Below are 12,480 nucleotides of genomic sequence, written 5' to 3'. Positions count from 1 at the left end.
GCAGGCGACGCCCGGAGATGCCTCAGCCGATCGCCAGCGTCTTGTTCTTGCGCTCGGCGAGGCGCTTCTCGAGATAGTGGATGTTCTGTCCACCGGCCGCGAAGCCCTGGTCGCGCATGATCCGCTGCTGCAGCGGGATATTGGTCTTGATGCCGTCGACGACCATCTCCGACAGCGCCACGCGCATACGGCAGATCGCCTGTTCGCGATCGGCGCCGTGCACGATCAGCTTGCCGATCATCGAGTCGTAGTTCGGCGGCACCGCATAGCCTTCGTAGACGTGCGTGTCCACGCGCACGCCCGGGCCACCCGGCGCGTGGAAGTGCCGGATCGTGCCGGGCGAGGGCATGAAGGTGTCCGGGTCCTCGGCGTTGATGCGGCACTCGATCGCATGGCCGGTCAGCACCACGTCTTCCTGCTTGATCGACAGCTTGTGGCCCGAGGCGATCATCAGCTGCTCGCGCACCAGGTCGATGCCGGTCACGAGTTCCGTCACCGGATGCTCGACCTGGATGCGGGTGTTCATTTCGATGAAGTAGAAGCGGCCGTCCTCGTAGAGGAACTCGAACGTGCCCGCGCCGCGATAGCCGATGCGGATGCAGGCATCCACGCAGACCTTGCCGATCTCCGCCCGCGCCTCGGCCGTGATCCCCGGCGCCGGCGCCTCCTCGACGACCTTCTGGTGGCGGCGCTGCATCGAGCAGTCGCGCTCGCCCAGATGGATCGCGCCGCCCTGGCCGTCGGCCAGCACCTGGATCTCCACGTGACGCGGGTTCTCGAGGAACTTCTCCATGTAGACCATGTCGTTCGAGAACGCGGCCTTGGCTTCCTGCTTGGTCGTCGCGATCGCGTTGACCAGCGCGGCCTCGGTGTGGACCACGCGCATGCCGCGTCCACCGCCGCCGCCGGCCGCCTTGACGATGACCGGATAGCCGATCTCGCGGGCGATCTTCACGTTGGTCGCCGCGTCGTCGCCGAGCGGGCCGCCGGAGCCGGGCACGCAGGGCACGCCGGCCTCTTTCATCGCGCGGATCGCCTCGACCTTGTCGCCCATCAGGCGGATGGTCTCGGCCTTCGGCCCGATGAAGATGAAGCCCGACTGCTCGACGCGCTCGGCGAAATCGGCGTTCTCGCTGAGAAAACCGTAGCCCGGGTGGATCGCCTGGGCATCGGTGACCTCGGCCGCGGCGATGATCGCCGGCATGTCGAGATAGCTCTGCGCGGAGGGCGGCGGGCCGATGCAGACCGATTCGTCGGCCATCGCCACGTGCTTGAGGTTGCGGTCGACGGTGGAGTGCACCGCGACCGTACGGATGCCGAGGGTGTGACACGCGCGCAGGATGCGCAGCGCGATCTCACCGCGGTTGGCGATGACGACTTTCTCCAGCATCGCGGCGGCCTCAGCCGATCACGAACAGCGGCTGGTCGAACTCGACCGGCTGACCGCTCTCGCAGAGGATCGCGACGACCGTGCCCGAGGTCTCGGCCTCGATCGGGTTGAACATCTTCATCGCCTCGATGATGCCCAGCGTGTCGCCGACCTTGACCGACTGGCCCACGGTCACGAAGGCCGGCTTGTCCGGCGCCGGAGACGCGTAATAGGTGCCGACCATCGGCGACTTGGCCACCTGGCCCGGGGGCAGCTCGTCGTCCGCGGCCTTCGGCGTGCCGCCCGTGGCGGCATCGACCGGCGAGCTCATCGGCATCACCGGTTCGGCCGGACGCGGTGCGGCCGGCGCCGGTGCCTGCGCGTACATCATCGGCGCGGCGGCCGAATTGCGCGACAGACGCACCGATTCCTCGCCTTCCTTGATCTCGATCTCGGTCAGATTGGACTCTTCGAGCAGGTCGATGAGCTTCTTGATCTTTCTCAGGTCCATGCGGGCCTCTCTCTTTGCGTGGGTCGCGCAATCGCGCGAAGACGGAACGGAAGGGTTGGGAGCGGGTCTCAGCCGGCGCGCAGCCGGGCGATCGCGGCGTCGAGTGCGTAGCGGTAGCTGTCGGCGCCGAAACCGCAGACCACGCCGATGGCGAGGTCGCTGAAGTAACTGGTGTGGCGGAACGGCTCCCGGCGGTGCGGGTTCGACAGGTGGATCTCGTAGAACGGCAGCGCCACCGCGGCCAGCGCGTCGCGCAGGGCCACCGAGGTGTGGGTGAGCGCGGCGGGGTTGAGCAGGATCAGCGCGGTGCCGTCGCTGCGGGCGGCCTGCACCCGGTCGACCAGCACGTGCTCGGCATTCGACTGCAGGCTCTCCAGCGTGTGGCCGGCGGCCTGTGCGGTCGTCTGCAGTGCAGTGTCGATGTCGGCCAGGGTCGCGTGCCCGTAGACCTGCGGCTCGCGGGTGCCGAGCAGGTTGAGGTTGGGGCCGTGCAGGACGAGGATCGAGGCCATCGGGGACGCGGTGCGGCGGGTGCGCGAAGTCTGCGGGATGTCCCCGATGGTGTCCAGTTCGCAGACGTTTGACGATTTTAAACGCCCGTTTGAATTTTCGCCGTCAGGGCTTGACCCAGCTGTCGATCTCACCGTGGGCAAACGGCCCGATCCGTTGCTTCAGCAACCGGCCGTCGGGCGACAGCAGCACGGTATAGGGCAACACGCCGCGCGGATTGCCCAGACGCACGCCGGCATCGGCCGGCCCCGGTGCATCGAGGGCGATGGGGTAGGCCACCGGAATGCGGTCGAGAAACGCGCGAACGGCGTCGGCGTCGTCGAGCGCGATCCCGAGCACCTGTACCCCGGTATCACCCTGCGCGCGGGCGAACCGGTCGAGTTCCGGCATCTCCTCGATGCAGGGGCCGCACCAGCTGGCCCACAGGTTCACCAGCACCGGACGACCCGCATAGGCGGCCGGCAGCTGCAGCACCGGGCTATCGAGACCGGCGACCTCGAAGGGCGCGATGACGTCGCCGCGGCGCGCGACGGTCACGCCTTGCGGCGGCGCAGGCGCGGTGGCGCTGAGCGTGTCGGCATACAGGTGTTGCCCGGTCTCGGTGCCGAGCAGCGGTCCCGGACCACCGACGAACAGGCTGGCGAGCACGCCGAGACCGCCGGCGACGACCGCGATCACGACGACCGTCAGCGGCCCGACCTTCACGGACCCGGTCCCGCGCGCCCGAGCGCGTCGACGACGATCGCATCGCTGAGCAGCGCCGGCAGCACCACACCGTCACCGCCGCCGGCGGGATACACCACGTAGAGCGGTACCCCGACGGCGCCGTGCGCTTCGAGGAAGGCACCGATCTCCGGATCCACATTGGTCCAGTCACCGACCATGTAGGCCGCCCCGGCATCGGCCAGCGCCGTCTTGAAGGCGTCACCCGACAGCACCCGGCGTTCGTTGGCCTTGCAGGTCACGCACCAGTCGGCGGTCATGTTGACGAACACCGGCGTGCCGGCGGCGCGCAAGGCGGCCAGACGGTCGGCGGCGTAGGCGATCCGCGCACCGTCGGCGCTGGCCGCAGCGGTCGTGGCCACCGGGGCGGTCAGCATCCCAACGGCGAACACCGGCAGCAGCGCCACCAGGGCGAGCGCCAGCGCGAGGCCGCGATGCAGCGCGTGGCCGGTCCAGCGACGGCGTTCGAACCACCACAGCGCCAGCGCGAGCACGGTCATGCCGGCCACCAGCAGCGCCATCGCATCGACGCCGCGCTGCTTGCCGAGCACCCAAGCCAGCCACAGGGCGGTGAGATACATCGGGAACGCCAGCACCTGCTTCAGCGTCTCCATCCACGCGCCGGGTTTCGGCAGGCGGTCGGCGAGCGCCGGCACCAGGCCGATCAGCAGGAACGGCAGGGCGAGGCCCAGGCCCAGCATCAGGAACACCGCCAGCGCCATCGGCGTGGACGCGGTGAACGCATAGGCCAGCGCGCCGCCCATGAACGGCGCGATGCATGGGCTGGCGACCACGCAGGCCAGCACGCCAGTGAAGAAGTCGCCGACCGGACCGGTGCGCCCGGCGAGGGCCTGCCCGACGTTGCCGATGCGCCCGCCGAGAGTGAACACACCCGACAGGCTCAGGCCCACCGCGAACATCAGATAGGCCAGCGCCGCGACGAACCACGGCTGCTGCAACTGGAAGCCCCAGCCCAGCGCCTGGCCGGCGGCGCGCAGCGCGATCACCAGTAATCCGACCGCGGCGAACGCGACCAGCACGCCGGCCGTGTACCAGAGCGCGTGCGAGCGCGCGGCGGCGCGACTGCCGCCGCTCTTCGCGATGCCCAGCACCTTCAGCGACAGGATCGGCAGCACGCAGGGCATCAGATTCAGCAGCAAACCGCCGAGCAGGGCCAAGCCGAGTGCGGCGAACAGGCCGATCGACGCGTCGCCGGGCGGCCGTGTACGCGCCGCGTTGTCGGCGCTGGCATCCGCGGCGTCGGCTGCCGCGCCCGGCCCTGCGGACGTGTCGAGGGCGCCGGATGTCGCGGGTGCCGGCGCTTCAGGCGCCCCGGCAACCTCGGACGCGCCGGACGGGGCCGTGGGGGACGCATCCCCCGACGCAGTGCCCGCCAGTGCCGCAGCCGCTTCGGCGACGGTCTGCGCGCGCCCTGCCGGCAGCGCGACGCGCACCGTGCGGGTCATCGGCGGATAGCAGATGCCTTCGCTCTGGCAGCCCTGGAAGGTCGCGACGACATCGACGTCCGCCGCGGCGGACGTCGTGCGTACCAGCGGCAACGGCACGTCGACCTGGTCGAAGTAGACGGTGACGTCGCCGAAATGCGCATCGTGATGCGCTTGTCCCTTGGGCCAGCGCGGCGCGCCGGCACGGATGCCTTCGACGCCGCGCACCTCGAAGCGGTTGCGGTCGCGGTAGAGGTAGTAGCCCGTGGCTGGGGTGAAGCGCAGCAGGATCGTGTCGCCGTCGCCCGCGATGGCCTCGAATGCGAACGCGCGCTCCGGCGGCAGGGCATCGTTCGCGCCGATGAGGGTCGGCGCGCGCCCCGCGCTGTTGCCGCCAAGCGCCTGGCCCAGCGCAGCGAAGCCGGAATCGCGAGTGGTCGGCGCGCGGCCTGCGCCGCGCGGCAAGGCGACCTGCAGGGTGCGCGTCTGCGGCGGATAGCAGATGCCCGCATCCGCGCAGCCCTGGTACTTCACCTCGACCTGCACCCGGTCGACGCCGTCGGCCGGCGCGCCGGTCAGGACGGCGGTGACTTGGCCGCGATACGTCTCGACCTCGCCGAAGAACTCGTCGGTGTGCTTGCGGCCGTCCGGCAACTGCAGGGGATTGGTCTTGAAGCCGGCCTCCACCCGCGCGCCCATGCGGTGGCGGTAGAGGTAATACCCGTCGGCGATGGCCCAGCGGATCTCGATCCGGTCCGGCGCGACCGCTTCGGTGGAGACCCGCAGCGCTTCGTCGACCGGCAGGACGTCGTCGAAGCCGATGCCCTGCGCCCGGGCCGGCAGCCCGGCCAGCAGCAGGAGGCCGGCCAGCAGTCCCGCGATCACGCGGGCCGGCGCGCCCGCAAAGAAGGAGAGCCGGCGATCGCGGCCTGACATGACTTCGGAGGAGAGCGCGCGCATCGCGCCAGTATCGCAGGCCGCCGCGACGGATGCCGAACAGCAGTTCAGCGCCGGCGGCGTGTGCGCCCAGGCCTGATCATCGACGGCCCGGGCCACCCGTGGCCCAGATGTACCCCGCCCGGGACCAGCTGGCCGGTCCGGCAGCGGATGCTCGCAAGCCGCACGGAGGCGGGAACACGGGCGGCCGAAGTCTCGACCGCTGCGTCGCTGCGGGTGGCGCAGTGCCGAAGCGCGACGCCGGTGCACCCGTGCACGGCGCCTCCACGCGTCCGACTCCACGCTTGCGCGCCGACGGGGACGCAGCATCCCGTCAGGCGGCCCCACGCATTAGTGAACCGGTCGGTATAATTTCCGACTTCCCGTTGCCAGACGAATCGCGCCGCGATTCCCACAGAGCTCGATGCGCCCGATTACCTCCCTCATTGCCGCAGCCGCGCTCGCCTGCGCCGCCCTTCCCGTCGCTGCCCAGAGCGCGCCCGTCGATATCGGTGTAGGCGCGTCCGCGACCCGCGAGAACGAGACCACGTTCGTCGCCAGCGCGGCCTGGCTGCCCGAATGGCGCCGCACCCGGAACGGCGTGCTGCGCTGGGACGTGGGCGCGATCTACGTGCGCGGTCGCGACAACACGCGATTCGACCTGTCCGAAGACGCCGGCGTCTTCCACGGCGGCGCGCGCTACGAGCGCGACAACGGATTCGTGGCCGGCTTCGGCGTGGGCGTACAGGCCGGGCGGACCAGTGCGCTGTCGGGCAATCCGCAGTTCGTCAGCACGGTGGGCTGGCGCTGGGACCGGTTCTCGCTGCTGGCCCGGCACATCTCCAATGCCAGCATCAAGCAGCCCAACGACGGCGAGACGATGCTGCTCGCGGCCTGGCGGTTCCGCTGAGTCCAGGCGTGTCCGGCGCGTACCGGGCACTGTTTTCGAGCGCCCGCGCCTGCGGATGACCGCGCGGCGCTGACAGCCGCACGACGATCTTCTTGACCGGTGCAGATCGCGCCGCGTGCCGGCGGGGCGCGCCCGGCGCATCCGGCCGCAGCGCCTGCACGGGCGATCGCCCGCGTGCCGGGCCGAGGCGCACCCGGTCCTGGTCCGGGCGCCGGAATTCTTTCGCCTCCCGCCCTTGTAATCCAATTCCCCGCGCCCATCTCCGGTGCGGCCCCGGTTCTGCCGGGTGCGTGCGCCAGGGTTTCTGGCACTCCCGCAGGGCGAGTGCTAGAATCGGCGTCCGATTTCTTTCCAATCAATCACTTAGCGAGGCTGTAATGAGCAACCTGAAGCCGCTTTACGACCGCATCGTGGTCAAGCCTGTCGAGGCCGAAGAGAAGAGCGCCGGCGGCATCCTGATTCCGGACAACGCCAAGGAAAAGCCCACCAAGGGTGAAGTCGTCGCCGTCGGCGAAGGCAAGGCCCTGGACAACGGCAGCGTGCGCGCGCCGAAGGTCAAGGTCGGCGACATCGTGATCTACGGTCAGTACGCCGGCAGCGCCTACAAGGCCGACGGCGTCGAATACAAGATCGTCAAGGAAGACGACGTCCTCGCGATCGTCGGCTGATCCGCGGCGGACGCCCCGGCGTCCGCGCGACTCGACGATCGACCCGGTGGGCCTCGCCCGCCATCCCATCCCCTTTCATTTCTGAGGTAATACCGCAATGGCTGCGAAGGAAATCCGCTTCGGCGAAGACGCACGTTCCAAGATGGTGCGTGGTGTGAACATTCTCGCCAATGCCGTCAAGGCAACCCTGGGCCCGAAGGGCCGCAACGTCGTGCTCGAGAAGAGCTTCGGCGCGCCGACGATCACCAAGGACGGCGTGTCCGTCGCGAAGGAGATCGAACTGGCCGACAAGTTCGAGAACATGGGCGCGCAGATGGTGAAGGAGGTCGCGTCCAAGACTTCCGACAACGCCGGTGACGGCACCACCACCGCGACCGTGCTGGCACAGGCGCTGATCCGCGAAGGTTCGAAGGCCGTCGCGGCCGGCATGAACCCGATGGACCTCAAGCGCGGTATCGACCAGGCCGTCAAGGCCGCCGTCGCAGAGCTGAAGAACCTGTCCAAGCCGACGGCCGACGACAAGGCGATCGCGCAGGTCGGCACGATCTCCGCCAACTCCGACGAGTCGATCGGCACGATCATCGCCGACGCGATGAAGAAGGTCGGCAAGGAAGGCGTGATCACGGTTGAAGAAGGCTCGGGCCTGGACAACGAACTCGACGTCGTCGAGGGCATGCAGTTCGATCGCGGCTACCTGTCGCCGTACTTCGTCAACAACCAGCAGTCGATGTCGGCCGAGCTGGATGATCCCTTCATCCTGCTCTACGACAAGAAGATCTCGAACGTCCGTGACCTGCTGCCCGTGCTCGAAGGCGTGGCCAAGGCCGGCAAGCCGCTGCTGATCGTCGCCGAGGAAGTCGAAGGCGAAGCGCTGGCGACCCTGGTCGTCAACACGATCCGCGGCATCGTCAAGGTCTGCGCCGTCAAGGCGCCGGGCTTCGGCGACCGTCGCAAGGCGATGCTCGAAGACATGGCCACCCTGACCGGCGGCACCGTGATCTCCGAGGAAGTGGGCCTGACGCTCGAGAAGGCGACCATCGCCGACCTCGGCCGCGCCAAGAAAATCCAGGTCTCGAAGGAGAACACCACGATCATCGACGGCGCCGGCGAGACCGGTGGCATCGAAGCCCGCATCAAGCAGATCAAGGCGCAGATCGAAGACACCTCGTCCGACTATGACCGCGAGAAGCTGCAGGAGCGCGTCGCCAAGCTCGCCGGTGGCGTGGCAGTGATCAAGGTCGGTGCCTCGACCGAGATCGAGATGAAGGAAAAGAAGGCCCGCGTCGAAGACGCCCTGCACGCCACGCGCGCAGCGGTCGAAGAAGGCGTGGTCCCGGGCGGCGGCGTGGCCCTGGTGCGCGCGCTGCAGGCCATCAATGGCCTGAAGGGTGCGAACGAAGACCAGAACCACGGCATCGTGATCGCCCTGCGCGCGATGGAAGCCCCGCTGCGCGAGATCGTCACCAACTGCGGTGAAGAGCCGAGCGTCGTGCTCAATGCCGTCAAGGACGGTTCGGGCAACTACGGCTACAACGCCGCGACCGGCGAATACGGCGACATGATCGCGTTCGGCATCCTGGACCCGACCAAGGTCACCCGTTCGGCACTGCAGAACGCGGCTTCGATCGCCGGTCTGATGATCACGACCGAAGCGATGGTCGCCGAGCTGCCGAAAAAGGAAGAGCCGGCGATGCCGGGCGGCGGCGGCATGGGCGGCATGGGCGGCATGGATTTCTGATCCAGCCCCATCTGCACTAACGCTCCACGAAGAACCCCGCCGCGAGGCGGGGTTTTTTTTGGCCTTCACACGGGACGCGACGCCGCCGGCCCCACGCGCTCACCTGCGTGGAGGCAGTCCTCACTGCCGGTCGCTCATGCTGATGGCATGCCGGCGACTCCTTCCCATCCGTGGTGGCGCGCGCACCGCACCGGCCTGCGCCGCGCGGGCATCGCCGCGTGCGTGCTGTATCTGCTGTATCTCGTCGCGGCCAATGTGTTCCTCAACAGCGCCTTCGGCGCCGATGTGATCAACCGCAAGCCCGAGCGCTTCCACGCGCGCTGGGACTGGGCGATGAGTCTGTACCCGGGGCACATCCACGCACGTGGCATCGTCATGGGTGGACATGCGCGCACGAACCTGTGGACGATCGCCAGTCCGCGCGCCAACGGACGCATCCGGGTCCTGCCGCTGCTGGGCCGCAAGATCACGTTCGGCACGATCCGTGCGCAGAACGTGTCAGTCCACGTCGCGCGCACGCCGCACGATCTGCCGACGACGGTGCGTCCGGGCACGTCGCCCTGGACACTGCGCTTCTCCGCGATCACCACGCCGAGTCTGTTGCGGCTGGATTTCTACGACGCGCGCGTGACCGGTCATGGTGAGGCGCGCTTCGTGTTCGAGAAGACCCTGCAGGGCGGGGCGATGGAAGTCGGGCCGTCCACGCTGACGATGCCCGACGCGACGCTGCAGGTCAGCGACGTCATCGTGCTGCGCGACGGCAGGCTCGATTTCGAGATCGAGATTCCGGCGCACATCCGCGAACAGGCGCAAGGCGAGGAAAAGCTGGTGCTGCTGGATGCGCGCATGCGCGTGGACGGGCCTGCGCCGGGCATCGACCTGGTGGCGCGCAACGACGATGCGCTGCCTGTGGGCACCGCGGGATTCGTCGGCCATCTGCGCGCCGACCTCACGCTGGCGCGCGGCGTGCTGATGCCCGGCAGCACGCTCGACTGGTCGGCGCCGGTGTATTCCACCGCGGCCGACGGGACGCCGTTGCGGCATCCGCTGGGGGTGGCGCTGCGCACGTCGCCCGACGCCATCCTGATGGCCGCCCGCGTCCCGGCGCCCGCATCGGGCACGCCGTGGCTGCGCGCCGATCTGCGGGTTGCCGATCGCCGCATCGGCCCGGACGACTGGCTGCGGCCGGTGCGTGCACTGGGCGGTACGGTCGAAACGCAATGGCCGGCCGTGCCGCTGCGCTGGATCGACGTGATCCTGCGTGACGTCGACTGGCTGGCCTTCGACGGCCGCGCGGATCTGGATGCCGACGTGCGTCTGCACGACGGACAACTGCAGCCGGGCAGCCGCATCGATCTCGACGATGCCGCATTGACCGCGCAAGTGCTCGATAACCGTTTCAGCGGCAATGCCCATGCACGCATGCGCATGCGCGAGGATGCAGACGCCGGGCAGCGCACGACGATCGGCATCGTGCTCGACCGCTTCACCCTCGCGCCTGAATCCGCGCCGGACCGGATCGATCTGCGCGGCCGCGATCTGCGACTGGATCTGAATTCCACCGGCACGCTGGCCGAATTCCACGAACGTCTCGATGCGCGACTGCGCTTCGAGGATGCGCAGGTGCCGGACCTGCGCACCTACAACCGCTATCTGCCTGGCGACAGTGCGCGTCTGGTCGGCGGCAGCGGACATGCCAGCGGCGACATCCGTCTCGACAATGGCGGCGAGATGATCGGCGGGCGCATGCGTGTGCGCGGACAGGATGTGCGCGTCGCGCTGGGGCCGTCGCAGCTGTCGGGCAATGTCGATCTCGACAGCCGTCTGTCACGGATGCAGCGCGTCGGGCGGCGCTACAAGATCGATGCGATGGCGTTGCGTCTCGACGGTGTGCGGCTCGACGGAGCGGGCGGCGACGATGCGCCGTGGTGGGCCAAGCTCGCATTGGAAGACGGCACGCTGGACTGGCGGGAACCGTTCGAGCTCACGGGCCGTGGACGCGTCGACATGCGCGATGTCAGCGTGCTGCTGGGCCTGTTTGCCGAGCGCAGCGTGTTCCCGCGCTGGATCGGCAATCTGATCGATTCCGGCGAAGCGCATGCGACCGGTGACCTGCGTCTGCGTGGCAACGAACTGGTGTTCGACCGCGTGCAGGCCCGCAACGACCGCATCGATCTGCAGGCGCGGCTGCGCATCGCCGACGGCACGCCGGATGGCGATCTGTACGCGCGCTGGGGCGTGCTGGGCATGGGCGTCGAGCTGCAGGGCGGCGACCGCAAGCTGCACATCGCCGGCGCGCGCGACTGGTATGAATCACAGCCGCCGCTGCTGCCGGAGTGACCGCGGTCCGGCGCGATGGTCGCGACTGCAACCGTCGCACCGCGCGGAGTGCCGTGTTATCAATAGCGCCATGAACCCGCGCCCCGCCTGCTGCTTCTATTGGTACGCGTTTCCGACGCCACAGGCGGCGGACGGTCCGCGCGCGCCCTGACACCAGGTCGCACGTATGTCCCGGAAGCCGCCAGAAACCCTGGCGGCTTTTTTCGTTTCCAGCCTGCCGTTTTCGAGATCGACCATGCCCCCGCACACCGACGACCTCCGCATCCGCGACCTGCAGCCCTTGACCCCGCCCGCCGTGCTGCTCGCCGAACTGCCCTGCAGCGAGGCGATGTCGACCACCGTCGCCGACGCCCGCGCCGCCTGCCACGCGATCCTGCACGGCGAGGACGACCGTCTGATCGTCGTCGTCGGCCCATGCTCGATCCACGACCCGGTCGCGGCGATGGACTACGCGCACCGCCTGCGCGCGCTGCGCGACATGCATGGCGACGCACTGGAACTGGTGATGCGTGTGTACTTCGAGAAGCCGCGCACGACTATCGGCTGGAAGGGCCTGATCAACGATCCCGATCTAGACGGCAGTTTCCACATCGACAAGGGCCTGCGCCTGGCGCGCGGCCTGCTGCGTGAGATCAACGCGCTGGGTCTGCCGGCGGGCGTGGAATTCCTCGACATCATCAGCCCGCAGTACCTCGCCGATCTGGTCGCCTGGGGCGCGATCGGTGCGCGCACGACGGAGAGCCAGGTGCATCGCGAGATGGCGTCGGGCCTGTCGTGTCCGGTCGGCTTCAAGAACGGCACCGGCGGCGACGTGCGCATCGCGGTGGATGCGGTCGGCGCGGCCTCGCATCCGCATCATTTCCTCGCCGTCGGCAAGGACGGGCGCTGCGCGGTGGCATCGACCGCCGGCAACCCGGATGGCCACGTGATCCTGCGCGGCGGGGCGGCGCCGAACTTCGATGCGGCGCATGTCGAGGCGGCGTCCGGCGTGCTGCAGGCGCAGGGCCAGCGCGCGGCGCTGATGATCGACGCCAGCCACGCCAACAGCAGCAAGAATCCCGACAACCAGCCGAAGGTGATCGCCGACATCGCGCGCCAGCTCGAAGGCGGCGAGCGCCGCATCGTCGGCGCGATGATCGAGAGCCATCTCGTGGCGGGCAAGCAGGCGCTGGTGCCGGGCACGCCGCTGGTCTACGGCCAGAGCATCACCGACGGCTGCATCGACTGGGAGACGACGGTGCGCACGCTCGATCGTCTGGCCGATGCGGTGCGGACGCGCCGTGCGCGCGCCGACGCGCAGGCGGCCTGATCCATGCAGGCGCGCGAGCGC

10 protein-coding genes are annotated in these 12,480 nt (G+C 69.1%); 5 read left to right on the top strand and 5 right to left on the bottom strand.

Annotated elements, in window-relative coordinates:
* Positions 1 to 22 precede the first annotated feature (22 nt).
* The 5 genes from accC to CURTO8I2_RS08530 form a co-directional block, all read right to left on the bottom strand.
* Entirely contained in the window at positions 23 to 1,390 is a 1,368-nt protein-coding gene (gene accC / locus CURTO8I2_RS08550; protein WP_159680372.1) for an acetyl-CoA carboxylase biotin carboxylase subunit, read from the bottom strand.
* Between the two features lie 10 nt (positions 1,391 to 1,400).
* Positions 1,401 to 1,880, bottom strand: a complete 480-nt coding sequence (gene accB, locus CURTO8I2_RS08545) for an acetyl-CoA carboxylase biotin carboxyl carrier protein (RefSeq protein ID WP_159680371.1) — start codon at positions 1,878 to 1,880, stop codon at positions 1,401 to 1,403.
* Positions 1,881 to 1,948: 68 nt separating this feature from the next.
* Positions 1,949 to 2,392, bottom strand: coding sequence for a type II 3-dehydroquinate dehydratase (gene aroQ, locus CURTO8I2_RS08540; RefSeq protein WP_159680369.1), 444 nt, complete (start codon positions 2,390 to 2,392; stop codon positions 1,949 to 1,951).
* A gap of 103 nt (positions 2,393 to 2,495) precedes the next feature.
* Complete coding sequence (locus CURTO8I2_RS08535) at positions 2,496 to 3,095, bottom strand: TlpA disulfide reductase family protein (RefSeq protein WP_159680368.1); 600 nt, start codon at positions 3,093 to 3,095, stop codon at positions 2,496 to 2,498.
* The gene (locus CURTO8I2_RS08530; protein ID WP_159681613.1) at positions 3,092 to 5,494 is read right to left on the bottom strand and encodes a protein-disulfide reductase DsbD; all 2,403 of its coding nucleotides are present in this window, start codon (positions 5,492 to 5,494) and stop codon (positions 3,092 to 3,094) included. The genes CURTO8I2_RS08535 and CURTO8I2_RS08530 overlap by 4 nt, the downstream gene beginning before the upstream one ends.
* Positions 5,495 to 5,918: 424 nt before the next feature.
* Between CURTO8I2_RS08530 and CURTO8I2_RS08525 the strand changes: the two genes are divergently transcribed.
* The 5 genes from CURTO8I2_RS08525 (at position 5,919) to CURTO8I2_RS08505 (ending at position 12,459) form a co-directional block, all read left to right on the top strand.
* A complete protein-coding gene (locus CURTO8I2_RS08525) occupies positions 5,919 to 6,404 on the top strand; it encodes an acyloxyacyl hydrolase (RefSeq protein WP_159680367.1) in 486 nt (161 codons plus the stop codon).
* Between the two features lie 377 nt (positions 6,405 to 6,781).
* Positions 6,782 to 7,072, top strand: coding sequence for a co-chaperone GroES (gene groES, locus CURTO8I2_RS08520; RefSeq protein WP_159680366.1), 291 nt, complete (start codon positions 6,782 to 6,784; stop codon positions 7,070 to 7,072).
* 97 nt (positions 7,073 to 7,169) lie between these two features.
* Positions 7,170 to 8,810, top strand: a complete 1,641-nt coding sequence (groL, locus tag CURTO8I2_RS08515; RefSeq protein WP_159680365.1) for a chaperonin GroEL — start codon at positions 7,170 to 7,172, stop codon at positions 8,808 to 8,810.
* A gap of 147 nt (positions 8,811 to 8,957) precedes the next feature.
* Entirely contained in the window at positions 8,958 to 11,150 is a 2,193-nt protein-coding gene (locus CURTO8I2_RS08510) for a hypothetical protein (RefSeq protein ID WP_159680363.1), read from the top strand.
* 235 nt (positions 11,151 to 11,385) lie between these two features.
* Positions 11,386 to 12,459: a 3-deoxy-7-phosphoheptulonate synthase gene (locus tag CURTO8I2_RS08505; RefSeq protein ID WP_159680361.1), complete on the top strand. Its 1,074-nt coding sequence runs from the start codon at positions 11,386 to 11,388 to the stop codon at positions 12,457 to 12,459.
* Positions 12,460 to 12,480 lie beyond the last annotated feature (21 nt).

The sequence above is a fragment of the Luteimonas sp. 9C genome, from assembly GCF_902506295.1.
Classification (GTDB): Bacteria; Pseudomonadota; Gammaproteobacteria; order Xanthomonadales; family Xanthomonadaceae; genus Luteimonas.
This window is presented reverse-complemented; position numbering and strand designations above follow the sequence as displayed.